Here is a 25,228-nt window from a genome sequence, read left to right as displayed (position 1 = left end):
CTGGAGGTTCAATGAATATCGCTCTGGTTACCGGCGGCGGTCGTGGTATCGGCCGCTCGACTTCTTTGCTGCTTGCCACATTGGGTTGGACCGTCGCGGTTAATTACGCCCGGCGGGCAGATGCCGCCGAAGAGGTGGTGGAACAGATTACCGGGCAGGGCGGCAGTGCGTTTGCCATCCAGGCCGATGTGTCTGATGAAGCCCAGGTGATGGCGATGTTTGCTGAAATCGATCGTTATCCGGGCCAACTGACCGCGCTGGTGAACAATGCGGGAATACTGTTTCAGCAGGCTACGTTGGAACAGCTGACGGCGGAGCGTATTAACCGGGTATTTGCTACTAATGTGACCGGCAGCTTCATCTGCTGTCGTGAAGCCGTTAAACGTATGGCTTTTCATCACGGCGGTAAGGGGGGAGGGATTGTTAACGTCTCTTCCGCAGCGGCTCGTACGGGTTCTCCGGGCGAATATGTTGATTACGCGGCCTCAAAAGGCGCGATGGATACGCTGACCAAAGGTTTGTCTCTTGAGGTAGCGGCGCAGGGTATTCGGGTAAACGGCGTGCGCCCGGGGTTTATCTACACGGAAATGCACGCCGATGGCGGCGAGCCGGGACGGGTAGATCGCGTGGCGCCGGGCATTCCGATGCAGCGCGGCGGTCACCCTGAAGAGATCGCCCGAATTATCGCCTGGCTGCTGAGCAACGATGCGTCCTACGTGACCGGGACGATCGTTGACGCTGCAGGGGGCCGATAAAGACGGGCAATTCCGGGCAGGTTATTAAAGTAACCAGCCTCTGGCGTGGGCGTTATCCAGGTGATGTTGCAGATGGTTCCACAGTTCCGGCCACTGCTCGGCGAGCTTTATATTCCGTGCTTTAACCTGCTCAAGACGGATGCCGTTCTCTTTCCAGCTTTGCCCTTCATTGTGCAGGTTGAGCATGATCGGCAGTGCGCGGTCGAGCATGTTAGCAAAGCGCGATTCGGCAGTGTCCCCGTCTTCATATTCGTTCCACAGCGCACGGAACTGCTGGCTCTGCGCGGCAGGCAGCATGCCGAAAATGCGCTCGGCGGCGGCCAGTTCCTGCTGCTGAACGGCTTCACGCGCGGCAAGGTCATACACCAGTACGTCCCCGGCATCGATTTCCACCACATCATGCACCAGCGCCAGCTGGACCGCGTGTGGCACGTTGATAGTTTCAGTGGCAAAAGGTGCCAGGCTAATGGCGGCCATCGCCAGATGCCAACTGTGCTCGGCGGAATTTTCCTGCCGGGTATTATCAAGCAGCCGGGTGCGGCGCTCGACGCTTTTAAGCTTGTCCAATTCCATTAAAAACTGCACGACTTCGGTCATCGCACCGAAATCTAAGGCTGCTACCCTGTCAGACATAATGACTCGCTTATTCTCTGATAAAAGTTCATGGATAGTTTAAGGGAAACGTTTACCTGGTACACGGGAGAATGTGTATTACATGGTTTCACAGAATTTTTTAAGCTTACATGTGTACTCTGAAATTATTCTCAGCTAGGCTGGTGATGATTTATCGACCACGGCTTTTGCTGGCCGTATGATGATTAATAAGAGAGAACGAACTGATATGGTTCATCAGAAAATACTGACGCGTGGCTACTCGCTGGCCGAAGAAATTGCCAACAGTATCAGTCACGGCGTGGGCTGTCTGTTCGGAGTTATTGGGCTGGTACTGTTACTGACTCAGGCGATTGAAAGCCGCGCCGGAGCGCTGGCCATTACCAGCTACAGCCTCTACGGCGGCAGTATGATCCTGCTGTTTCTGGCCTCCACTCTTTACCATGCTATTCCGCATCAGCAGGCCAAATACTGGCTGAAAAAACTCGATCATTCGGCGATTTACCTGCTGATTGCCGGTACCTATACGCCATTTCTGCTGGTGGGGCTGAAATCACCGTTGGCTCACGGGCTGATGGTGGTGATCTGGAGCCTGGCGCTGGCGGGGATCGTTTTTAAACTGGCCTTTGCCCATCGTTTTGAAGCACTGTCGCTGGTGACCTACCTGCTGATGGGATGGCTGTCGCTGATCGTTATCTACCAGATGGTGACGAAACTGCCTGCGGGCAGCGTGTGGCTGTTAGCAGCGGGGGGCGTGATTTATTCGCTGGGTGTCATTTTCTACGTGGCGAAGCGGATACCCTACAACCATGCCATCTGGCACGGTTTTGTGCTGGGCGGCAGCCTTTGCCATTTCTTCGCTATCTATCTTTACGTGATGTAAACAGGCTGGCCGGTTCCCCGGCCAGCCCGTGCGTTATCAGCCGGCGGTGATCTCGTACGGCAGCGGCTGAATGGTCAGTCTGCCGCCTTCATCACCCAGCACGCGCAAAATGGTATCGGCTTCCAGATCGTTATTCAGCACCGCCTGCACCCAGACATCGCCCGTTTCAAGCTGGCAGGCTGCCAGAATCGTACCGGTACGGCGCCAGTTATCGCCCATCTGCATTTCCAACGCGCTATCAGCGGCAGGCACGCTGCCCGCCTGGCCCGCCAGCCAAAACAGCGCGCGTTTGTTTGCTCCACGGAACTTGGCACGCGCTACCATTTCCTGACCGGTATAACAGCCTTTTTTAAAGCTGATGCCATTCAATGCCTGAACGTTGGTTGCCTGCGGGATCAGCTGCGCGCTGGTGGCCGCATCAATAATCGGGAAACCGGCCTCAATATCCAGCGCCAGCCACTGATTACTGTTGTTCAGCGCCGCTTTATCAGCCAGCTTTTGCTGGATTTCAGCGGCTTTTTCCTCGCTGGTGACCAGCAGAAAGCGTTCGGCGGGCAGATCGAACCACAGCAGCGTGCTTTCATCCTGCTGGACGACCGGGGCATCGGCGTCCGGCAGCACCGCGAAAATCTCGGCCAGTACTTCACGCGCCTGTTCGCCTGCCAGACCGAGCAGCACCGATTCATCGTCGGCGGCCAGGGTCACTTTGGCGAATACGGCATATTTCTTCAATTCAGTCAGCTGGGTATCACGCAGGCTGCGGCGCTCAATATAGGCCAGGCCTTCTCCGCGATGGAACAGGCGCAGCGTACTCCACATTTTACCTTTCGCATCGCAGTGGGCGGCAGGCAGATGGCGATCGGCACCCAGCGCCGCCACATCCAGCGTCACCTGTCCCTGCAGATAGCTCACCCGGTCCTGGCCCGTGGCGGTAACCAGCGCCCACTCTTCCAGTGAAATCAGCGTCAGCGGAAGCTGAGCGGATGCCTGTGGCTGGCGAGGCGGAAAAGCAATAATTGGCATGATTCAGTCCTGAATTGAAAAAAAAATTAACAATACTTCTCATGTTAAGAGAGACGCATTGCTTTGCAACCAGTTTCCGGCAAAAGCGGCACAAAAGGCGTGATAACCCTGCAAGCTTTGCGTGATGTCTCGCAAGCTAGAAATTGCTGCATCAACAGCGGGGTAAAAAGGGGTACACTGGAAGCCTGTATGATTAACTGACTCTGAGTAACATGGATATTACCAATAAATCACGCATTCACTGGGCATGTCGTCGTGGCATGCGGGAACTCGACATCTCAATTATGCCATTTTTTGAGTACGAGTTTGATTCGCTGAGCGACGGTGACAAAAAAGTGTTCGTTCGCCTGCTGGAGAGCGACGACCCCGACTTGTTTAACTGGCTGATGAACCATGGAGCGCCGGCCGATCCTGAGCTTAGGCGAATGGTGGCACTGATTCAGGAGAGAAATCAGCAACGTGGTCCTGTGGCGATGTGAACTGAGAGTTTCCTGGGCAGCACAGTGGCAGTCTTTGCTGATACACGGCGCAGTTATTTTGCTGCTGCTGCTTATCCCCTGGCCTGGTAGCTATACCCTGGTTTGGATAGTGCTCTTGACGCTGGTGCTTATGGAAAGTATCCGCAGTCAGCGGCGCATCCTTTCACGTACCGGACCCATTGAGCTGCTGTCTTCCAGACAGTTTAACTGGCGGCGGCAACAGTGGTTTCTCGTTGCAAAACCGTGGATTGGGCGTTGGGCGATTATGCTGCCCCTGCGCTCTGCGGAAGGAAAGCGTGAGTGGCTGTGGCTGGGCATCGACAGTATGGAAAACGCCGAGTGGCGCCTGCTGCGGCAGCATCTGCTCATGCCAAAACAGTCGGATGATGCATAGCTGTGCGAACAGAGTGGTACACTCGCCAATTTTTCGCGCACAGAGATGTATAGCCGTGGGCAAACCGTTTAGAGGATTTGCCCTTAGCCGCATTTAAAGCAGCTCGGCCATTTCCGTCAGAATCTGCTCACACCACTGGGCGATACGCTCATCGGTGTGTTCAAACTGATTCACATCATCCAGCGCCAGGCCGACAAACTGCTGGCCGTCGGCGGTCAGCGGTTTTTTGCTGGTAAACTCATAGCCCTCAATCGGCCAGCGGCCAACAAACTGAACGCCAATCGGTGCCAGTACTTCATGCAGCATGCCGAGCGCATCAAGGAACCATTCACTGTATTCCCCCTGATCGCCCATGCCATACAGCGCGACGATTTTACCGCGTAAATTCAGCTCAGGAAGATCGGTCCAGATCGCTTCCCAGTCTTCCTGCAATTCACCAAAATCCCAGGTTGGGATACCCAGAATTAACAAATCATACTGTTCCATCAGGTGCGGTGAATCATCTTTCAGGTTATGCAGAGTGACCAAATCTTCGCCGATAAAATCGCGAATTTTCTCGGCCGCCATTTCGGTGTAACAGGTACTGGAGCCGTAAAACAGACCAATATTCATGGAAGTAAAACTCATTTTTCTTCAGGCATGGCAGCGATAATACCAGATATGGGTAACAATAAGGCATAATCGCCGTAAACCCTGACCTGGAGGAAATAGCGTGCAGGACAGCGATCTGATTGAACAATTTCTCGATGCCTTATGGATCGAGCGCAATCTGGCGAAAAATACCGTCATCTCCTACCGGCTCGATCTGCGATCGATGACTGACTGGCTAGCCCATCAACAGCTGACGCTGCTGGATGCGGACACCGTTAATCTGCAAAGCTTCCTGGCTGAAAGGCTGGAAGGCGGCTACAAGGCCAGCAGCTCGGCACGATTGCTGAGCGCGATGCGCCGCCTGTTTCAGTATCTCTATCGTGAAAAGCTGCGTGCTGACGACCCGAGCGCGCTGCTGTCATCCCCCAAACTGCCGCAGCGTTTGCCGAAGGATCTCTCGGAGGAACAGGTTGACCGACTGCTTCAGGCACCCGGCGAAGAACAGCCGATCGAACTACGTGATAAAGCCATGCTTGAACTGCTGTACGCCACCGGTCTGCGCGTCAGCGAACTGGTGGGCCTGACGCTGAGCGACGTGAGTCTGCGGCAGGGCGTGGTGCGGGTGATTGGTAAAGGCAACAAGGAGCGGCTGGTGCCGATGGGCGAAGAGGCGATATACTGGATAGAACGGTTTATCGAATATGGTCGCCCATGGTTGTTGAATGGTCAGGCGCTGGATGTGCTTTTTCCCAGCAACCGCGCGCAGCATATGACCCGACAAACCTTCTGGCATCGTATCAAACATTACGCCACACTGGCGGGGATCGACAGTGAAAAGCTGTCACCGCACGTGCTGCGTCATGCTTTTGCGACCCACCTTCTGAACCACGGCGCGGACTTGCGTGTCGTACAGATGTTACTGGGGCACAGCGATCTGTCAACGACCCAGATTTATACGCACGTGGCGACAGAACGTCTGCGCCAGCTGCATCATCAGCACCATCCGCGTGCTTAAGTGATTTACAATATGGCCCTCTCAGGAGCCTATTAAGGATATAAAATGAAGACCCGTCTGTTACTTTCTTTTCTGATCGCGTCGATCGCTGGACTAGCCCACGCTGACGATGCGGCAATCCAGCAGTCGCTGAATCGCCTTGGCCTGCAGCAAACGGAAATCCAGCCATCGCCGCTGCCGGGCTTCAAAACCGTTCTGTCGGAAAGCGGTGTGCTGTACGTCACCGAAGACGGTAAGCATTTTATGCAGGGTCCTCTGTACGACGTCAGCGGCGCGCAGCCGGTCAACGTCACCAATCAGCTTCTGGAAAAGAAAGTCGAAGCGCTGAGCAAGGACATGATTGTCTACAAGGCGGCGAAAGAGCAGCACGTCATTACCGTCTTTACCGATATTACCTGCGGTTACTGCCGCAAGCTGCATGAGCAGATGGCCGACTACAATGCGCTGGGCATTACTGTGCGCTATCTGGCTTTCCCGCGCGAAGGGATGAACGGGCAGGCGGCGAAAGAGATGAAGTCGATCTGGTGCACCGCCGATCGTCGTAAGTCCTTTGATGCCGCAATGAAAGGTGAAGAAGTGCAGCCTGCGGATTGCAAAGTGGATATCGGCCAGCAGTACAAGCTCGGCATTCTGTTCGGTATTCAGGGTACCCCGGCCATTCTGCTGCAAAACGGTGCCATGATCCCTGGCTATCAGGGGCCACAGGACATGAAGAAATACCTCGACAGCCAGAAAAACGGTGGCTGATTTTGCACAAAGCTAAAACCGAACTCCGTCGCCGTCAGGCGGCGGATGCTGCTGCACTTCCTGCCGATTTGAACCCGTTGCTGCGCCGTCTGTATGCCCAGCGCGGCGTGACAGACGCTACCGCACTGGAGCGCGGTGCCAAAAATCTGCATCCATTCCATTCGCTTAGCGGCATCGATCGCGCCGTTGATATCCTCAAGCAGGCGTTGGCCGACGACATGTGTATTATGATCGTCGGTGACTTTGATGCCGATGGCGCCACCAGTACGGCGCTGACGGTGCTGGCGCTGCGCGCCATGGGCGGGCGCAATATCAAATATCTGGTGCCGAACCGTTTTGATGATGGTTACGGCCTCAGCCCGGAAGTGGTCGAACAGGCCGCCGCCCGTGGCGCACAGCTGATCGTTACCGTGGATAACGGTATTTCCTCGCACGCGGGCGTGGAACTGGCGCACCAGAAGGGCATTCCGGTGGTGGTCACCGATCATCACCTGCCCGGGGAATCGCTGCCTGCGGCGGACGCCATCGTCAACCCTAACCTCAGCAACTGCGAATTTCCGTCACGGGCGCTGGCGGGCGTTGGTGTGGCCTTCTATTTAATGCTGGCTCTGCGCGCCCGACTGCGCGACAGCGGTGTGACTTCGCTGCCTAATCTCGCCGAATGGCTGGACCTGGTAGCGCTGGGCACGGTCGCCGATGTGGTCCCGCTGGATGCCAATAACCGTATCCTGGTCTGGCAGGGGCTGAGCCGAATTCGTGCCGGGAAATGCCGCCCGGGTATTCGCGCCCTGCTGGAAATCGCCAACCGTGATGCAAGCAAGCTGGCGGCCAGCGATTTAGGTTTCGCTTTGGGGCCACGGTTGAATGCCGCCGGAAGGCTGGATGATATGTCGGTCGGCGTTGCACTACTGCTGAGTGAAGATCTCGGCCAGGCGCGGATGCTGGCCGGGGAACTGGACGCGCTGAACCAGACGCGCAAAGAGATTGAGCAGGGCATGCAGTCGGAAGCGCTGGCGCTGTGCAATAGCCTTGAGCAGAGCAGTGACGCGCTGCCGCTGGGCATTGCCATGTATCACCCGGAGTGGCATCAGGGCGTGGTTGGGATTCTGGCTTCACGCCTGAAGGAGCGTTTCCACCGGCCGGTGATTGCGTTTGCTCCGGCGGGTGACGGCACGTTAAAAGGTTCTGGTCGATCCATTTCGGGGCTGCATATGCGTGACGTACTCGAGCGGCTGGATACGCTGAATCCCGGGCTGATTATCAAATTTGGTGGCCATGCTATGGCTGCCGGCCTGTCACTGGAAGAGGCCAAATTTGACGAGTTTCGCCAGCGTTTTGCCGAGCTGGTTGCCGATCTGCTTGATGCGGAATCGTTACAGGGCGTGGTGTGGAGCGACGGTGAGCTGATGGCGCAGGAGCTGACGCTGCCAACCGCCGAGCTGCTGCGCGATGCGGGGCCGTGGGGGCAGGCGTTCCCTGAGCCAACGTTTGACGGCAAGTTCAAGCTGTTGCAGCAGAAGCTGGTGGGCGAGCGCCATCTGAAGGTTATGCTGGAACCGATGGGCGGTGGTCCGCTGCTGGATGGTATCGCGTTTAATATTGATACCGCACTGTGGCCCGATCCAAGCGTGCGGCACGTGGAGCTGGCTTATAAGTTGGATGTGAATGAGTTTCGCGGCAATCGTAATGTGCAGTTGATTATCGATCATCTCTGGGCGTTATAGCCGGGATGGGTGGGTATCGTCGCGGCTGATTCTGGGTCTGGCGTATCGGTGTCGGTCAGGTTCGCGGACTCGGCGTGAATACGTCCCTGTAACCTCGACGGGCGCGTCCCTGCGCCCGACGGTCCGCAAACCCGCCCGTCACCGATTGGCCATCGGCAATGGGGTTGCTGCAAGTAAACCGAGTGTTCTCATTTGCCTGGGTTTATTCCGGGAGACAGAAGTAGGGGTCGTATTTCAGTGCCGGTTGACGTCTCAAACTGTAAACGTAACGGGGCAACGCCGAAGCGATACGATATCTGAAAGGTGAACGTAACGGGGCATACCCAAAGCGATACGGTAATTCGGAAGGCGACCGTCAGGGGGCAGATAAGCCGGGTGTCTGCGGCAAGGATGCCGCAGCCAAGCCCAAACGGACGTGTTTACGGCGATCCGGCGTTCTGCCCCCTGACGGTCGCCCGGCCTCCGCATTTGAAGCGAGAAAAATGCTCCACATAGTGCGTCCCGTAACGGTCGTCCGCGCACCGCACCTGAAGCGAGAAAAATTCCCCACACAGTTCGCCCCGTAACGTTCACTCATCCACGAAGCCTTCAGCAACAAACGGGATCTGGCAATCATTCTCTGCAACGTTCACGCGCATCACGGCAAAAGTGAATGCCATCGGAACACCGGTTACGGTCATTGCTTTCTCCATTTATCGCGAGTTGGGATTATTACGCGCCCAAAGCGTGGTCAAAACTACAAACTGCACGCTATTTCAGGTAAACTGCTCCGTTACATTCTCGTCCTTTTCGATCACCTAAAAAGATTCTAAAACCATGTTTGAAATTAATCCGGTAAAGAACCGAATTCAGGATCTCACTGAGCGCAGCGGCGTTCTTCGGGGGTACCTTTGACTATGATGCCAAGAAAGAGCGTCTCGAAGAAGTAAATGCAGAGCTTGAGCAGCCTGATGTCTGGAATGAACCCGATCGCGCCCAGGCGCTGGGTAAAGAACGTTCCTCATTAGAAGCCATTGTTGAAACCCTCGATCAGATGGCTCAGGGTCTGGAAGACGTTTCCGGCCTGCTGGAGCTGGCGGTAGAAGCCGACGATGAAGATACCTTCAACGAAGCGGTTGCCGAGCTGGATGGCTTAGATAAAAAACTCGCCGAGCTGGAATTCCGCCGCATGTTCTCCGGCCAGTACGACAGCGCCGACTGCTACATGGATATCCAGGCCGGTTCCGGCGGTACGGAAGCGCAGGATTGGGCCAGTATGCTGCTGCGCATGTATCTGCGCTGGGCAGAGGCTAAAGGCTTCAAAACCGAAATCATCGAAGAGTCAGATGGTGAAGTGGCCGGGACTAAATCCGCCACCATCAAAATTATCGGCGACTACGCCTACGGCTGGTTGCGTACTGAAACCGGCGTTCATCGCCTGGTGCGTAAAAGCCCGTTTGACTCCGGCGGCCGCCGCCACACCTCGTTCAGTTCGGTCTTTATCTACCCGGAAGTTGAAGACGATATCGATATCGAAATCAACCCGGCCGACCTGCGCATTGACGTTTACCGCGCCTCCGGTGCCGGTGGTCAGCACGTAAACAAAACCGAGTCGGCGGTGCGTATTACCCACTTGCCGACCAACATTGTTGTGCAGTGCCAGAACGACCGCTCTCAGCATAAGAACAAAGATCAGGCATTCAAACAGCTGCGAGCCAAGCTGTATGAATACGAAATGCAGAAGAAAAATGCTGACAAGCAGGCGGCGGAAGACAACAAGTCTGACATCGGCTGGGGCAGCCAAATCCGCTCTTACGTTCTGGATGATTCACGCATTAAAGATCTGCGTACCAGCGTAGAAACGCGGAATACGCAGGCGGTTCTGGACGGCGATCTGGATCGTTTTATCGAAGCAAGTTTGAAAGCAGGGTTATAAGGAACTCACATGTCTGAACAACAACCGCAGGCCGCTGATGCAGCCGTTGAGCTTAATAACGAACTGAAAGCGCGTCGCGAAAAGCTCAGCGCGCTGCGTGAAACCGGCGTGGCGTTCCCGAACGACTTCCGCCGCGATCGCACCTCGGACACGCTGCACGCCGAGTTTGACGATAAGGAAAACGAAGAGCTGGAAGCGCTGGGCGTTGAGGTCAGCGTCGCTGGCCGTATGATGACCCGCCGCATCATGGGTAAAGCCTCTTTCGTAACGCTGCAGGATGTTGGTGGCCGCATTCAGCTTTACGTCTCGCGTGACGATCTGGCTGAGGGCATCTACAACGAACAGTTCAAGAAGTGGGACCTCGGCGATATCGTCGGTGCCCGCGGTAAGTTGTTTAAGACCAAGACCGGCGAACTGTCGATCCACTGTAGCGAACTGCGCCTGCTGACCAAAGCACTGCGTCCGCTGCCGGACAAGTTCCACGGCCTGGCCGATCAGGAAACCCGCTATCGTCAGCGTTACCTCGATCTGATCAGTAACGATGACTCCCGCAATACCTTCGTGGTGCGTTCAAAAATCATGGCGGGCATCCGCAGCTTCATGGTTAACCGCAACTTTATGGAAGTGGAAACCCCGATGATGCAGGTGATCCCCGGCGGCGCATCTGCCCGTCCGTTTATCACCCATCACAATGCGCTGGACATCGATATGTACCTGCGTATTGCGCCAGAGCTGTACCTGAAGCGTCTGGTGGTGGGCGGTTTCGATCGCGTCTTCGAGATCAACCGTAACTTCCGTAACGAAGGTGTTTCGCCGCGCCATAACCCGGAGTTCACCATGATGGAACTCTATATGGCCTACGCGGACTACAAAGATCTGATCGAACTGACCGAAAACCTGTTCCGCACCCTGGCGCAGGATATTCTGGGCAACACCGTTGTGCCTTACGGCGAGCAGGAGTTCGACTTCGGCAAGCCGTTTGAAAAACTGACGATGAAAGAAGCGATCCTGAAATATCGTCCTGAAACCAATCTGGCCGATCTCGACGACTTCGATAAGTCGGTGGCGATTGCCCAGTCCATCGGCATCAAAGTTGAGAAAAGCTGGGGTCTGGGCCGTCTGGTTACGGAGATCTTTGAAGAAACCGCCGAAGCGCATCTGATCCAGCCAACCTTCATCACCGAATATCCGGCTGAAGTGTCACCGCTGGCGCGCCGCAACGATGAGAATCCGGAAATTACCGACCGCTTCGAATTCTTTATCGGCGGGCGTGAAATCGGCAACGGCTTCTCGGAGCTGAACGATGCGGAAGATCAGGCCGAGCGTTTCCTGCAGCAGGTTAACGCCAAAGACGCCGGTGATGACGAAGCGATGTTCTACGACGAAGACTACGTTACCGCGCTGGAGCACGGCCTGCCGCCAACGGCCGGTCTGGGCATCGGTATCGACCGTATGGTGATGCTGTTTACCAACAGCCACACCATCCGCGACGTGATCCTGTTCCCGGCCCTGCGTCCGGGCAGCAAGTAAGTTTCGTCTCTGCCAACGGCCAGCACTGCTGGCCGTTTTTATTTCCCCCGCTCACTAAACTGTTAACCCCCCAGCATTTTCCCCGCTCGCATTTGCCCAACGCCCCGTTTGACGGGCATCATGCAAAAAATTTTCAGCAGGTTTATCCATGATGATTAACGTAGCCCTGATCGACGACCATATCGTGGTGCGCTCCGGCTTTGCCCAGCTTCTTTCACTGGAAAGCGATATTCAGGTTACCGGACAGTTCGCTTCCGCCGCCGAGGCCTGGCCGCATCTGCTGCGCGAACCCTTCGACGTAGCGGTGCTGGATATTGCCATGCCGGATGAAAGCGGGCTGAGCCTGCTGACCCGGCTGCGCCAGCAGCGTCCGGGCTTCCGGGCGATTATCCTCAGCATTTATGACACCAGCGCGTTTGTGCAAAGCGCGGTGGATGCCGGGGCCAGCGGCTACCTGACCAAACGCTGCGGCCCGGAGGAGTTGGTGCAGGCGGTGCGTTCGGTCAGCGTCGGCGGGCTTTACCTGTGTGCCGATGCGCTGCGTGCGTTGCGCCAGACCCGTCCGGTACCTAAAGAACTGGCCTCGCTGACGCCGAGGGAGAAGCAGGTGTTCGATTTGCTGATTAACGGCATCAGCGTGAAGGCCATCGCCGACCAGCTCGTGCTGAGCCATAAAACCGTGCACGTACATCGCGCCAACGTGCTGGGCAAACTGAACTGCCAGACCACCGTTGAGCTGGTACATTTTGCCCTTCAGCATCAGCTGCTGAGCCATACCTGATGCCGCAGGCGCGCCATATTGTTTTATCGCTGATGCTGGCGCTGTTTTTTGCCCTCGGCTGGCTGGCGTTGTGGACCATTGGCCTGTGGCTGAGCCAGAACGGCCAGCAGGCGGTGCTGCTACTGCCTGCCGGACTGCATCTGGCGCTGATGATCCTGCTGCCTAAGCGCTACTGGGCGGCGCTGCTGCTGGTGGAAGCGGTGCTGATTAGCTGGCTGCAGCTGGAGCAGCTCATCACCCAGCCGGTGATGCTACTGTCGCCCCTGCTCAGCGTGCTGCCCGCCTGGTCGAGCCAGTCTTTGTGGCATCGTTACACGCTCTACTGGCAGCGGTTGATCCTGCTGCTGGCGGCAGTCACCCTGAACACGCTGCTACAGGGCGCGATGATCGGCCCGTGGCTGGACGAAGCGGTCACTCAGACTCTTCTCGCCAGCTTTACCGGCGGCGTGCTGCTTACGCCGTTTATCTACCTGATTTATGAATATCTCAAACAGCAGCACCTCAGCGATATGCTGGCACAGCGCATGCCCGATCCGCCGCTGCGCACCTCGCTGCTGATCTGGTGTTCGGTCATTTTTGCCATCGGCGTCTGCGTGCAGGTATCGATTGCGCCGGAGATGGAACGACTGCTGCTGATCTTTGTCTTCCTGCCGAATGTGGTGATGGCCTACCGCTTTGGCTGGCAGGGCGGGGTGCTGTCGGCGATCGTCGGCAGCGTGCTGATTACCCTGACCCGGCAGGCCAGCGGCGCGTTTCACGATCTGCGTGAGCTGGAGCTGTTTCTTTCCACCCAGGCACTGCTCGGCATCGGGCTGGGGATTGCTGTCAGCCGTCAGCAGCAGCTGGCCCAGCATCTACAGCGCTACCGTCAGCAGTTGGAAAAAGAGCTACAGGCCCGGCACCGGCTGATGGCGCAGCTGGTGGACACCGAAGAGCAGGTGCGTAAAGTTATCGCTCGCGAGCTGCACGATGAGATCGGCCAGAACATTACCGCCATCCAGATCCAGGCAATGCTGGTGGAGCGCGGCAGCGATGCACCGGCGGCCAGACAGGCGGCAGGGCAGATTAGCGACCTGTCGCGGCGCATTCATCACACCACCCGGCAGCTGCTGCGGCAGATCCGCCCACCGGTACTGGATGAGATGGCGCTGGATAAAGCGTTACAGCATCTGGCTGCCGAATTCTCCTTCGCCGATCGCGGCATTGATTTCCAGCTTCATTACCGGCTCAGCACCTCTCCCACGGATGAAACCCTGACCTTCACGCTGTATCGCGTGGTGCAGGAGCTGCTGAACAACATCAGCAAACATGCAGGCGCGCGGCAGGTGGTGGTGACGCTGGAAGAGCAGCCGGGCCTGCTGACGCTAAGCGTGAGCGATGACGGTATCGGCATCACCGAACCTATCGGCAGCGGCTTTGGCCTGCGCGGAATCGAGGAGCGGGTGCGGGCGCTTGGCGGCGACTGGCAGCTCCTGCCGCCGCCGGGAACCTGTATAACTGTTAACTTGCCCACAAAATCACGCGAAACTGCGCCCTGACCAGGAATAATTCCTGGTTCATTCCAACTTTGTCTCATGCCCCGGCGCAATGCCTTCCCTATATTAGCTCGTGATGACCCGGAGGTTTACATGGCAGCCATCACCCTGACGCCAGAGCAGATTAGCCAGCGCTACCGTGACTGGCGACCGCGACTGCTGTTCACTATGGTGATCGGCTATGCCGCGTTTTATCTTACGCGGCGCAGCATCAGTCAGGTGATGCCGGTGATGCAGCTGGAACTGGGGCTGGATAAAGCCGACATCGGCCTGCTGGGCACGCTGTTCTATCTGGTTTACGGTGCATCAAAATTTCTGTCCGGCATGATCAGTGACCGCACGCCCGCACAGTGGTTTATGGGCGGCGGGCTGATCGCTACCGGGGTGTTGAATATCGTCTTCACCTTCTGCGGCTCATGGAGCGCGCTGCTGCTGGTCTGGACGCTGAACGGGTTTTTCCAGGGCTGGGGCTGGCCGCCGTGTGCCAAGCTGCTCACCCACTGGTATTCGCGCAATGAGCGCGGCTTCTGGTGGGGATGCTGGAATACTTCGATCAACCTTGGCGGTGCACTGGTACCGCTGCTGTCAGGCTGGCTGGCGATGCGCTGGGGTTGGCAGGCCGCGCTGCTGTTGCCGGGGATGATGGGCATTCTGATCGGCATCTGGCTCTGCTGGCGGCTGTGCGATACGCCCGCCGCGCAGGGGTTGCCGACGGTGGGCGAATGGCGGCGCGATCCGCTCGAGCTGTGGCAGCAGGAGCACAGCCCGGCGATGCCGATGCGCGATATTTTGCGCCAGCAGATTCTGGCCAATCGCACCATCTGGCTGTTGGGCGTCTCTTACGTGCTGGTGTACCTGATCCGCATCGCGCTGAACGACTGGGGCAATTTATGGCTGACGGAAGCCCACGGCATCAATTTGCTGGGCGCCAACACCACGCTGACGCTGTTTGAACTGGGTGGCGTAATCGGCGCGCTGTTTGCCGGATGGGGTTCGGATCTGCTGTTTCGCGGCCAGCGCGCCCCGATGATTTTGCTGTTTGCCTTTGGCCTGTTCCTCAGCATGGCGGCGCTGTGGCTGGCACCGGTGCACCACCGGGCGCTACTGTCGGTGTGCTTTTTCAGCCTGGGATTTTTTGTTTTTGGCCCGCAGATGCTGATTGGCCTGGCGGCGGTGGAATACAGCCACAAGGCCGCACCGGGGACCGTCACCGGATTCCTCGGCCTTTTTGCTTACCTGGGTGCCGCGCTGGCGGGCTGGCCGCTGGCGCAGGTGATGCAACACTACGGCTGGTCGGGCTTTTTTGCCCTGCTGACCGCTGCCGCAGGCTGTATCGGCGTGCTGCTGATGCCGCTGCTGATTGCCGGACTAAACCGGCAGAGATTTAAACAGGCTCCGTAACCGACGGGGTCTGCCGACCCTCGACGATAAGGATAACCCGATGAAACGTTTAGCCCTCTCTACCCTGATCGCTGCCGGGCTGGCAGTGAGCGCGATGTCCGGTGCGGCCCAGGCAAAAGGCCGCCTGGTGATCTACTGCAGCGCCACCAACGCCATGTGTGAAACCGAAGCGAAAGCCTTTGGTGAGAAATACGATGTGAAAACCAGCTTTATCCGCAACGGCTCCGGCAGCACGCTGGCGAAGATCGATGCCGAGAAGAATAACCCACAGGCCGATGTCTGGTACGGCGGCACGCTCGATCCGCACTCTCAGGCCGGTGAAATGGGACTGCTTGAGGCCTATAAATCTCCGGTCCTGGATCAGATCATGCCGCAGTTCCGCGATCCGGCCAAAGTGAAGGGCAACTACTCTTCGGCGATCTACATCGGCATCCTCGGCTTTGGCGTCAACACCGATCGCCTGAAGCAGAAAAACCTGCCGGAGCCGAAGTGCTGGAAGGATCTGACCAACCCAATCTACAAGGGTGAGATCCAGATCGCCGATCCGCAAAGCTCCGGCACCGCCTATACCGCGCTGGCCACCTTTACCCAGCTGTGGGGCGAAGATCAGGCCTTCGATTATCTGAAGAAGCTTAACGCTAACGTCTCCCAGTACACCAAATCCGGTATTGCCCCGGCGCGTAACGCCGCTCGCGGTGAAACCGCGATTGGCATCGGCTTCCTTCACGACTACTCGCTGGAAAAAGACAAGGGCGCGCCGCTGACTCTGATTTCACCGTGTGAAGGTTCCGGCTATGAGGTCGGTGGCGTCAGCATCCTGAAGAAAGCGCGCAATATGGAAAATGCCCGTCTGTTCGTGGACTGGGCGCTGTCGAAAGAAGCGCAGGAGCTGGCGTGGAAACAGGGGCAGTCTTACCAGATCCTGACCAACACCACCGCAGAAACCTCGCCAAACTCGCTCAAGCTGGATGACCTGAAGCTGATCGACTACGACATAGATAAATACGGCGCCACTGATATGCGTAAGCATCTGATCAACAAGTGGGTTAACGACGTGAAGATGGGGCAATAACCCCTCACTTTGGCGCGCCGCCTGGCGCGCTATCGCTTACGCTTCAACCTCCGGGGAACACTATGAGTGATGCCACAGCTCTGCGCCTGCCGCAGGGACGGGATACTGTTTTTATCTGGCTGGCGATTTTGGTGGCGGGCTACCTGCTGCTGCCGGTATTCAGCCTCGACTATGGCCTGCTGGAATCCACGGCTGACGAGATCTTAGACGCTTACGGCTGGTCCGGGCTCAATATCAGCCAGGCGTGGCTGCTGCTGCCGGTGGTTCTGCTACTGCGGCCGGTACGCGGCACGGCTTCACGCGGACGGCACCGTTTCGATGCCGCATGGGCACTCTGCTGCGCCGTCTTTATGGTGGTCAGCGCCGCCTGGCTCGAACGCGGCCTCGGCTACGGCACCATCGTTATCTTCTGCGCGCTGGGCGGGGTGATGACCGTCGCGCTGTCGCGGCTGGAATGGCTGGGCGGCGATCGCTTTGTTTTAGGATCGCTGATTGCGATCGTCGCGCTAATTAGCCTGTTTATCATCTGGCCGAGCCTGGCGATCTTTAAACCAATGATCACCGCCGATGACGGCACCTTTGCACCGCTGCAGTTTATGGCCGTACTGGGGCAGAAGCATATTCTGCAGGTGATCTGGAATTCCTTCCTGCTGAGCGCGGCGGTCGGCATCGGCTGTACCTTCTTCGGTATGGTGCTGGCGATCTACACCACGCGCATCGCTAAACGCTCGGCGCTGCTGGGGCGGGTGTTCTCGATCCTGCCGATTGTAACGCCGCCGTTTGTTGTCGGTCTGGGCGTGACTCTGATGATGGGCCGCTCCGGCTACGTCACGGAGTTTATGGTCAACTACCTCGGCCTGACCAACACCAACTGGCTCTACGGCTTTACCGGCATCTGGCTGGCGCAGGTGCTGGCGTTTACCCCAATGTCATTTATGATCCTCGACGGCGCGATCAAAACGCTGCACCCGTCGCTGGAAGAGGCCTCGTACACGCTGCGCGCCAGCCGTCTGCAAACGTTCCGCCGGGTGTTCCTGCCGCTGTTGAAACCGGCGCTCGCCAACTCGTTCCTGATCGTTATCGTCCAGTCGCTGGCGGACTTCAGTAACCCGCTGGTACTGGGCGGCAACTTTGACGTGCTGGCTACGCAGATCTACTTCTACATCACTGGCGCGCAGCTGGACTATACCTCGGCCAGTACGCTGGGCGTGATCCTGCTGCTGTTCTCGCTGCTGGTGTTCTGCGTGCAGTATCTGTGGATCGGTAAACGCTCCTACGTCACCATCTCGGGCAAATCCTCCCGCGGCGACGTGCAGCCGCTGCCGGTGTCGCTGGTATGGGCGGTGACGGCAATGCTGTGGGTGTGGATCGCCTTTAACGTGCTGCTGTACGGCAGCATCTTCTTCGGCAGCTTTACCGTGAACTGGGGCGTGGACTACACCCTGACGCTGGATAACTTCAGCAAGCTGTTCGGCCAGGGATTCAGTGACGGTGCGTGGCCATCGCTGCTCGACACCCTGCTGTACGCCGGGATCGCCGCGCCGATTACCGCTATTTTCGGCCTGCTGATTGCCTACGTTGTGGTTCGCCAGCAGTTCCGCGGCAAGAAGGTGATCGAGTTCTCCACCATGCTGTGCTTTGCCGTACCGGGCACCGTGGCGGGGGTTTCCTACATCCTCGCCTTTAACGGTGCGCCGGTGTATCTGACCGGGACCGCGGCGATTGTGATTATCTCGATGGTGATGCGCAACGTGCCGGTCGGCATTCGCGCCGGGATTGCCGGGCTGGGACAGCTGGATAAATCGCTGGATGAAGCCTCGCTCAGCCTGCGTGCCGGATCGCTGCGCACCGTGCTGTACATCATTCTGCCGCTGCTGCGCCCGGCTATCCTCTCGGCGCTGATCTACAGCTTTGTCCGTGCGATCACCACCGTCAGCGCGATTATCTTCCTTGTTACACCGGATACCCGCGTGGCGACTTCCTACATCCTTAACCGCGTTGAGGACGGAGAGTACGGCATGGCGATTGCTTACGGTTCGATTCTGATCGTGGTGATGCTGGCAATTATCTTTATTTTCGATGCGCTGGTGGGTGAAGCGCGCGTGGCCCGCTCGCGGGCGAAAACCCGTTAATTAAGGTGCATATGAATACTAACTTCGCACAACCCCAGGAAAAGAAAAGCTTCGTCGAACTGCGTAACGTGGCCAAGCGCTTCGGCAGCAACTCGGTCATTGAGAACCTCAGCCTGGCGATCCCGAAAGGCGAGATGGTGACGCTGCTCGGTCCATCGGGCTGCGGCAAAACTACCGTGCTGAGAATGGTGGCCGGGCTGGAGAAACCCAGCGACGGGCAGATTTTTATCGACGGGGAAGATGTGACCCATCGTTCGATCCAGCACCGCGATATCTGCATGGTGTTCCAGTCCTATGCCCTGTTCCCGCATATGTCGCTGGGGGAGAACATCGGTTACGGGCTGAAGATGCTGGGTAAACCGAAAGGTGAGATCCGCGACCGCGTGGAAGAGGCGCTGGAACTGGTGGATCTGGCCGGATTTGCCGATCGCTATGTCGATCAGATCTCCGGTGGTCAGCAGCAGCGCGTGGCGCTGGCCCGTGCGCTGATCCTCAAGCCGAAGGTGCTGCTGTTTGACGAACCGCTGAGTAACCTGGATGCCAACTTGCGCCGCAGCATGCGCGAGAAGATCCGCGAGCTGCAGCAGCAGTTCAATATCACCTCGCTGTACGTGACCCACGATCAAAGTGAAGCCTTTGCGGTTTCCGATACCGTGCTGGTGATGAACAAAGGGCAGATTATGCAGATCGGCGAACCGCAGCGACTCTACCGCTTCCCGGCTTCACGTTTTATGGCCAGCTTCATGGGCGATGCCAACATTTTTGAGGCGCAAATCAGCGGCAATCGCGTGGAGATCTTCGGTTACACCATTCCGCGCCCGGAAGGTTTTGCGCCGGGACTGCAGCACTGTACCGTCGGCGTGCGCCCGGAAGCCATCACTCTGGGCTTACAGGGCGATGTCAGCCAGCGCTGCACGATTAAAAAAGTCGCCTATATGGGGCCGCAGTACGAGGTGCTGGTGGAGTGGCAGGGACAGTCGCTGCTGTTGCAGGTCAACGCCACCGAACTGCAGCCTTCGCCGGGCGATGAGTTCTATCTCCAGATCCATCCGTTTGGTATGTTTGTGTTACAGGATCAATAACACGGACTGAGAAACGTAATGAAAACACTGGGACTGATCGGCGGCATGAGTTGGGAATCGACGCTGCCGTACTATCGGGCGATCAACGAAGGAGTCCGGCAGCGTTTGGGCGGGCTGCACTCGGCGAAGCTGGTGCTGTGGAGCATGGACTTCTACGAGATAGAAGCCTGCCAGGCCAGCGGCGACTGGGAGAAAGCCGGGCAGATGCTGGCGGACGCTGCGGTGGCACTGAAGCGTGCAGGGGCGGAGGGGATCGTGCTCTGTACCAATACCATGCATAAGGTGGCGCAGCCGATTATTGACCAGAGCGGCCTGCCGTTTCTGCATATCGCCGATGGCACTGCGGAGGCGATTAAGCGGGTGGGCATGTCGCAGGTTGCGCTGTTGGGGACGCGCTACACCATGGAGCAGGATTTTTATCGCGGACCGATGCTGGCGCAGCACGGCATTACCACGCTGATACCCGATGAAGCCGACCGTCAGCAGATTAACCGCATCATCTTCGATGAGCTTTGCCAGGGGCAGTTTACCGCCGAGTCTAAATCACGCTATCTGGCGATTATCGACGGTCTGGTTGCTCAAGGTGCGCAGGCGGTGATTTTCGGCTGTACGGAAATCGGGCTGTTGCTGAAAGCCAGCGACTGCCCGGTCCCGGTGTTTGACACCACCGCCATCCATGCGGAAGCGGCGGTGGAGTTTATGCTGCGGTGAGCTCCTGACTGACGGATCAGGACTTCACTGCATCATTCAGCCAGTCTTTAAAGCGAGAGTAGGGAACATACAGCGAGACATCGCGATAGCGCGGCTTGCCGGTTTTGAGATCGTTAACGGTATCGGTGTAGCCAACAATCACCCCACCAATCGAATCATCGGAGGCGTTATACACCGCGCCGCCCGACATTCCCTGCACCACCCCGGCGTTTGTGGCGACTACCACGCAGGGCTTTTTATTCCATTCGTTGACCAGCCCGGTATTAATCAGATTGACTCCGTTGGAGGCCATCGGCATGGCGGAGATAAAGCTGTAGCCGTACATATTCACTTTGTCGCCGATCTTACCGTTGCGGAAACGCGGTTCCTGTTTCAGCCCCTCATTCTTGTGGTAAATCACCGCCAGATCGCACTCCGGGTGCCAGGATTTCACCTCATAACGCGAAAGCCTGGCGACGTGAGCTGCGGTCAGGCTGTAGTTCTCCGTCAGCGGAATGGTGGTTCCCAATGCTCCGGCACCCAGGATGGTGGGGATGCCGGTTACCGTCATATCGACCCGTTTTTCAGCTTCACTGCTGTATTGATACTTCCCTACTGAACACCCGCCCAGACAGGCGGCTAGCAGGCAAATAACCACTCTCATCGATAATCCCCAATGATTAGTTGAAAAGATAGCTGGTGAAGGGGGCGTTTCTGCATAACGCCTGCGGCTATCCACAGCAGTAAATTTAATGTTTTCACGATCTCATTAAGCCTAACGACAACCGTTAAGATCGTAATGGAATGGTATGTTTTTTCCAAAAACCAGGAATTTTCCGCAGGAAAAAACATTAGCTGGTGTTATGTGTTTGTGCGCATTGTGTAAATATTGCGCCAGGTGATTAATATCCGGCGCTTTTTTCACACTTACTCAAAACGGTTTCATGGCGCTAATTGTTGCTAATTTGGCAATACACCCTTGCCTGTGATGTGCTGTAAGCGATTCCCCGCCTGTGTTTTAATGGCTTTCTGTGACCTTCGTCGCGTATCGCGTAAAAATTATTCACCTGACGATAATGGCTCTCCATGCAGAGAGCTGAGTTCTTACAATCCTGGGAGTGTGTGAAATGCCTGTTTCATTACTGGCACTGGCGCTGAGCGCTTTTGCTATCGGCACCACCGAGTTCGTGATTATGGGGCTGTTGCCGGAGGTCGCGAGCGATCTGCAGGTATCGATCCCTTCTGCGGGCTGGCTAATCAGCGGCTATGCGCTGGGCGTGGCGATTGGTGCGCCAATCATGGCACTGCTAACGGCGAAACTGCCGCGTAAACGTACGCTGATTCTGCTGATGGTGATTTTTATAATCGGCAATATTCTCTGCGCGCTGGCCTACAGCTATAACCTGCTGATGCTGGCCCGCGTGGTGACCGCCCTTTGTCACGGAGCCTTCTTCGGCATCGGTGCCGTGGTGGCGGCAAGCCTGGTTGCGCCGGGCAAGCAGGCGTCCGCCGTAGCGCTGATGTTTACCGGCCTGACCCTGGCAAACGTGCTTGGCGTGCCGCTGGGAACCTGGTTTGGTCAGCTGTTCGGCTGGCGCGCCACTTTCTGGGGCGTGTCGGTGATTGGCGTACTGGCGTTTATCGGCCTGATTGTCAGCCTGCCGACCAACCGCGATGAAAAACCGGTGGATCTGGCCAGTGAATTTAGCGCGCTGAGCAGCGGCAAGCTGTGGCTGTCGCTGCTGATGACGGTGTTCTTCGCCGCCGCAATGTTTGCGCTGTTCAGCTATATCGCGCCGCTGCTGCTGGAAGTGACCGGGATTACCGATCGCGGCGTGAGCTGGACGCTGTTCCTGATCGGTGCCGGTCTGACCGTGGGGAATACGCTGGGCGGCAAGCTGGCGGACTGGCGGGTGTCGTTCAGCCTGATCCTCAGCTTCTCGCTGATTGCGGTGTTCTCGCTGCTGTTCAGCTGGACCTCTCACGCGCTGTGGCTGGCGGAAATCACCCTGTTCCTGTGGGCGATCGCGACCTTTGCCACCGTACCTGCGCTGCAAATTAACGTGGTTCGCCACGGAAAGGATGCGCCGAACCTGGTGTCCACGCTGAATATTTCGGCGTTTAACGTCGGTAACGCGCTCGGTGCCTGGGTGGGCGGAGCGGTGATCGGCGGCGGCTACGGCCTGACGGCGGTTCCCGTTTCTGCGGCGGTGCTGGCGGCAATCGGCCTGATTATCTGCCTGATCACTTTCCGCGGTTCTCGCGCACAGGGCCAGCCGGTTAACGCTTAATTCAGCTGCTGTTCCAGGCGCTGGCTGAACAGGCCGATATGCTGCTGAAGATGCTGGCTGAAGGCATCTACCAGCGCCGACGCGGGCCGGTGGCGCGGCCTGATTAAACTGACGGTGAACGGCACTTCCACGCTGAAGCGCCGCATCACCACTCCGCTGTCGGCATAATCCAGCGCCGTCAGCGGATTCACAATCGATACACCCACCCCCGCTCTGACCATCGCACACACCGAGGCTGCGCTGTGGGTTTCCATGACCATTCTTCGCTGTACCCCCTGTTCGCTAAACAGATTATCCAGCAGCTGGCGATAGCTGTCGGTGCGCGACAGGCTGATGTAATTTTCGCCGGTAAAATCCTGCGGCGTCAGGCAGTCACGACGGGCCAGCGCGTGGTCCTGCGGCAGCACGCAGACTTCATTCTGCGTAAACAGCGCGCTGCGTTCGGTCCCGGCGGGCGTATGGCTGGTTTCGGTCAGCCCCAAATCATAGCGCTGTGCCGACAGCCACTCTTCCAGCAGCGGCGACTCCTGCGGGATGATATTCAGGCTCACTTCCGGGTACTGCTGCATAAACGGCTGACAAAGCAGCGGCAGCAGCGACTGGGAGAAAACCGGCAGGCAGGCGATGGAAAGCTCACCCTGACGAAACTGCCGCAGCCCCTCGGCGGCGCTGATAATTCTGTCCAGTCCGTACCATGACCGCTGCACCTCTTCGAACAGCCGCAGGCCCTGAACGGTAGGCTGCAGGCGTCCGCGCACCCGTTCAAACAGCTGTAATCCAATTAGTTTTTCAAAGCGTGCCAGCTCGCGGCTGACGGTGGGCTGGGAGGTGTGCAGTAGCGCCGCGGCTTCCGTCAGGTTGCCGGTGGTGATCACCGCGTGAAAAATCTCAATGTGGCGCAGGGAGACTCCGGCCATCGCTTTCTCCATGGAGATTAACGTCAGTTAACCCATATCATGGATGAATAGACTGCTATAAAAAAGATATTTTTACCCCGAAAAGAGATGTGGCGTAATAGAACGATAATTTTATGGAGAACCCTTATGCCACGCTTGCTGACCGACACCACCACCGCCCTGAATCAGGATAATCTTTTAGCGCTTGCTCGCCAGACGGGTGGCCCGGTCTGGGCCTACGACGCCAGCATTATTCAGCAGCGTATTGCCCAGCTGCAGCAGTTTGACGTGGTGCGCTTTGCCCAGAAGGCCTGCTCGAATATTCATATTCTGCGCCTGATGCGCGCTGCGGGCGTGAAGGTCGATTCCGTTTCGCTGGGTGAGATTGAGCGCGCCCTGGCGGCGGGTTATCAGGCGGGCGGCGACGAGATCGTCTTTACCGCCGATCTGCTGGACGAGCCGACTCTGGCCCGCGTCGCGGAGCTGAAGGTGCCGGTTAATGCCGGTTCTATCGATATGCTTCACCAGCTTGGCGCGGTGTCTGCCGGGCATCCGGTCTGGCTGCGCGTTAACCCGGGCTTCGGCCACGGCCACAGCCAGAAAACCAACACCGGCGGCGAAAACAGCAAGCACGGTATCTGGTTCGGCGATATGGCACTGGCGCTGGAAGCGGTTCAGCGCTATCAGCTCAAGCTGGTGGGGATTCATATGCATATCGGTTCGGGCGTTGATTACAGCCATCTGGAGCAGGTGTGCGACGCGATGGTGAATCAGGTGGTGAATTTTGGTCAGGATCTGGAAGCGATTTCTGCCGGCGGCGGTCTGTCGATTCCGTATCGTTTTGGTGAAGAAGCGATCGATACCGATCACTATTTCGGCCTGTGGGATGCCGCCCGCCAGCGCGTGGCAAAGCACCTGGGGCACCCCGTGAAGCTGGAGATCGAGCCGGGCCGTTTCCTGGTGGCCGAGTCTGGCGTGCTGGTCAGTCAGGTTCGCGTGGTGAAAGAGATGGGCAGCCGTCACTTTGCGCTGGTGGACGCGGGCTTTAACGATCTGATGCGCCCGTCAATGTACGGCAGCTATCACCATATTTCTGCGATTGCCGGTGATGGCCGTCAGCTGGATGAACAGAATAGCGTCGAGACGGTGGTGGCGGGTCCATTGTGCGAGTCGGGCGATGTGTTCACTCAGCAGGAAGGCGGCAAGGTGGAAACCCGCGCGCTGCCGGCGGTGAAGGTGGGGGATTATCTGGTGTTCCATGATACCGGTGCCTATGGTGCGTCGATGTCGTCGAACTACAACAGCCGTCCACTGCTGCCGGAGGTGCTGTTTGAGAACGGTCAGCCACGCCAGATCCGTCGTGCGCAGACCGTGGCGGAGCTGCTGGCGCTGGAGCTGTAATGAGTCGTTAAAATCGGGCTGTGTTGCTACAGGGTGCAGATTCCGAAGTGTGACGGTGGCGTCTGGCGCGGTGGTGTACGTGCTGACGGCTGGTTACCCCATATTGTCTGACGTAGCGGGGTTTACGCAGACGGGTGACTACCCCGTTCGGGCGGTCCTCGCGCCGCTTACGCGGTACCCTCACTGCATTCGTCAGCCTGACGGACCGGCCCAGACGGGCGTCCTGCCCGGCTGTGCCTTTCGGCCACGTCCGTGTGGCCGAATCCTGGCTTCCTCATT

The 25,228-nt window shown here is 57.6% G+C and carries 23 protein-coding genes; 18 read left to right on the top strand and 5 right to left on the bottom strand.

Going from position 1 to position 25,228, the window contains the following annotated elements:
* Positions 1-11: 11 nt before the first annotated feature.
* The gene (locus tag AC07U6_RS07815) at positions 12-755 is read left to right on the top strand and encodes an SDR family oxidoreductase (RefSeq protein ID WP_494763721.1); all 744 of its coding nucleotides are present in this window, start codon (positions 12-14) and stop codon (positions 753-755) included.
* A 24-nt stretch (positions 756-779) separates the two neighbouring features.
* Here the strand turns inward: AC07U6_RS07815 and AC07U6_RS07810 are convergent, their stop codons facing one another.
* Entirely contained in the window at positions 780-1,388 is a 609-nt protein-coding gene (locus AC07U6_RS07810) for an HD domain-containing protein (protein ID WP_494763720.1), read from the bottom strand.
* A 208-nt stretch (positions 1,389-1,596) separates the two neighbouring features.
* On the opposite strand from AC07U6_RS07810, the gene trhA reads away from it, so the two are divergent.
* On the top strand, positions 1,597-2,250 hold the full coding sequence (trhA, locus tag AC07U6_RS07805; protein ID WP_494763719.1) for a PAQR family membrane homeostasis protein TrhA: 654 nt from the start codon (positions 1,597-1,599) through the stop codon (positions 2,248-2,250).
* Between the two features lie 36 nt (positions 2,251-2,286).
* On the opposite strand, the gene ygfZ is transcribed toward trhA, so the two are convergent.
* Positions 2,287-3,273: a tRNA-modifying protein YgfZ gene (ygfZ, locus tag AC07U6_RS07800; RefSeq protein WP_494763718.1), complete on the bottom strand. Its 987-nt coding sequence runs from the start codon at positions 3,271-3,273 to the stop codon at positions 2,287-2,289.
* Positions 3,274-3,485: 212 nt separating this feature from the next.
* Here ygfZ and sdhE point away from each other — a divergent pair, with 212 nt between their 5' ends.
* Together sdhE and AC07U6_RS07790 are read left to right on the top strand one after the other, a co-directional pair.
* Entirely contained in the window at positions 3,486-3,752 is a 267-nt protein-coding gene (gene sdhE / locus AC07U6_RS07795) for an FAD assembly factor SdhE (protein WP_105592339.1), read from the top strand.
* On the top strand, positions 3,733-4,146 hold the full coding sequence (locus AC07U6_RS07790; RefSeq protein WP_494763717.1) for a protein YgfX: 414 nt from the start codon (positions 3,733-3,735) through the stop codon (positions 4,144-4,146). Before sdhE ends, AC07U6_RS07790 begins: the two co-directional genes overlap by 20 nt.
* A gap of 93 nt (positions 4,147-4,239) precedes the next feature.
* Here AC07U6_RS07790 and fldB read toward each other — a convergent pair whose 3' ends face one another.
* A complete protein-coding gene (fldB, locus tag AC07U6_RS07785; protein WP_494764546.1) occupies positions 4,240-4,758 on the bottom strand; it encodes a flavodoxin FldB in 519 nt (172 codons plus the stop codon).
* A 100-nt stretch (positions 4,759-4,858) separates the two neighbouring features.
* Here fldB and xerD point away from each other — a divergent pair, with 100 nt between their 5' ends.
* The 12 genes from xerD to AC07U6_RS07725 all read left to right on the top strand — a co-directional run bounded on the left by xerD (position 4,859) and on the right by AC07U6_RS07725 (position 20,382).
* On the top strand, positions 4,859-5,752 hold the full coding sequence (xerD, locus tag AC07U6_RS07780) for a site-specific tyrosine recombinase XerD (protein WP_494763716.1): 894 nt from the start codon (positions 4,859-4,861) through the stop codon (positions 5,750-5,752).
* A gap of 45 nt (positions 5,753-5,797) precedes the next feature.
* On the top strand, positions 5,798-6,499 hold the full coding sequence (dsbC, locus tag AC07U6_RS07775; RefSeq protein WP_494763715.1) for a bifunctional protein-disulfide isomerase/oxidoreductase DsbC: 702 nt from the start codon (positions 5,798-5,800) through the stop codon (positions 6,497-6,499).
* A 2-nt stretch (positions 6,500-6,501) separates the two neighbouring features.
* Positions 6,502-8,223: a single-stranded-DNA-specific exonuclease RecJ gene (recJ, locus tag AC07U6_RS07770; RefSeq protein WP_494763714.1), complete on the top strand. Its 1,722-nt coding sequence runs from the start codon at positions 6,502-6,504 to the stop codon at positions 8,221-8,223.
* 816 nt (positions 8,224-9,039) lie between these two features.
* Positions 9,040-10,138 (top strand): peptide chain release factor 2 gene (gene prfB / locus AC07U6_RS07765; RefSeq protein ID WP_494763713.1). Its coding sequence is split into 2 segments (ribosomal slippage): positions 9,040-9,114 and positions 9,116-10,138, totalling 1,098 coding nucleotides; the frame shifts between segments, so codons are not numbered across the junction.
* 9 nt (positions 10,139-10,147) lie between these two features.
* Entirely contained in the window at positions 10,148-11,668 is a 1,521-nt protein-coding gene (lysS, locus tag AC07U6_RS07760) for a lysine--tRNA ligase (RefSeq protein ID WP_494763712.1), read from the top strand.
* A gap of 151 nt (positions 11,669-11,819) precedes the next feature.
* The gene (locus tag AC07U6_RS07755) at positions 11,820-12,449 is read left to right on the top strand and encodes a response regulator (RefSeq protein ID WP_494764545.1); all 630 of its coding nucleotides are present in this window, start codon (positions 11,820-11,822) and stop codon (positions 12,447-12,449) included.
* Positions 12,449-13,987, top strand: a complete 1,539-nt coding sequence (locus tag AC07U6_RS07750) for an MASE1 domain-containing sensor histidine kinase (protein ID WP_494763711.1) — start codon at positions 12,449-12,451, stop codon at positions 13,985-13,987. Before AC07U6_RS07755 ends, AC07U6_RS07750 begins: the two co-directional genes overlap by 1 nt.
* Positions 13,988-14,077: 90 nt before the next feature.
* Positions 14,078-15,385: an MFS transporter family glucose-6-phosphate receptor UhpC gene (gene uhpC / locus AC07U6_RS07745; protein ID WP_494763710.1), complete on the top strand. Its 1,308-nt coding sequence runs from the start codon at positions 14,078-14,080 to the stop codon at positions 15,383-15,385.
* A gap of 40 nt (positions 15,386-15,425) precedes the next feature.
* The gene (locus tag AC07U6_RS07740) at positions 15,426-16,457 is read left to right on the top strand and encodes an ABC transporter substrate-binding protein (RefSeq protein ID WP_494763709.1); all 1,032 of its coding nucleotides are present in this window, start codon (positions 15,426-15,428) and stop codon (positions 16,455-16,457) included.
* A 62-nt stretch (positions 16,458-16,519) separates the two neighbouring features.
* On the top strand, positions 16,520-18,589 hold the full coding sequence (locus AC07U6_RS07735) for an ABC transporter permease (RefSeq protein ID WP_494763708.1): 2,070 nt from the start codon (positions 16,520-16,522) through the stop codon (positions 18,587-18,589).
* Positions 18,590-18,600: 11 nt separating this feature from the next.
* The gene (gene fbpC / locus AC07U6_RS07730) at positions 18,601-19,671 is read left to right on the top strand and encodes a ferric ABC transporter ATP-binding protein (protein WP_494763707.1); all 1,071 of its coding nucleotides are present in this window, start codon (positions 18,601-18,603) and stop codon (positions 19,669-19,671) included.
* Between the two features lie 18 nt (positions 19,672-19,689).
* Complete coding sequence (locus AC07U6_RS07725; protein WP_494763706.1) at positions 19,690-20,382, top strand: amino acid racemase; 693 nt, start codon at positions 19,690-19,692, stop codon at positions 20,380-20,382.
* 16 nt (positions 20,383-20,398) lie between these two features.
* Here AC07U6_RS07725 and AC07U6_RS07720 read toward each other — a convergent pair whose 3' ends face one another.
* Positions 20,399-21,025, bottom strand: a complete 627-nt coding sequence (locus AC07U6_RS07720) for a serine protease (protein WP_494763705.1) — start codon at positions 21,023-21,025, stop codon at positions 20,399-20,401.
* Between the two features lie 463 nt (positions 21,026-21,488).
* On the opposite strand from AC07U6_RS07720, the gene AC07U6_RS07715 reads away from it, so the two are divergent.
* Positions 21,489-22,652: an MFS transporter gene (locus AC07U6_RS07715; RefSeq protein WP_494763704.1), complete on the top strand. Its 1,164-nt coding sequence runs from the start codon at positions 21,489-21,491 to the stop codon at positions 22,650-22,652.
* On the opposite strand, the gene AC07U6_RS07710 is transcribed toward AC07U6_RS07715, so the two are convergent.
* Positions 22,649-23,569 (bottom strand): LysR family transcriptional regulator, encoded by a 921-nt coding sequence (locus AC07U6_RS07710; RefSeq protein ID WP_494763703.1) that lies wholly within the window; start codon positions 23,567-23,569, stop codon positions 22,649-22,651. The two genes, AC07U6_RS07715 and AC07U6_RS07710, sit on opposite strands and share 4 nt — an antisense overlap.
* A 126-nt stretch (positions 23,570-23,695) precedes the next feature.
* On the opposite strand from AC07U6_RS07710, the gene lysA reads away from it, so the two are divergent.
* A complete protein-coding gene (gene lysA, locus AC07U6_RS07705; RefSeq protein ID WP_494763702.1) occupies positions 23,696-24,949 on the top strand; it encodes a diaminopimelate decarboxylase in 1,254 nt (417 codons plus the stop codon).
* The last annotated feature ends 279 nt before the right edge of the window (positions 24,950-25,228 follow it).

This window comes from Erwinia sp. GW821-FHT03D09, from assembly GCF_059420805.1.
This window is presented reverse-complemented; position numbering and strand designations above follow the sequence as displayed.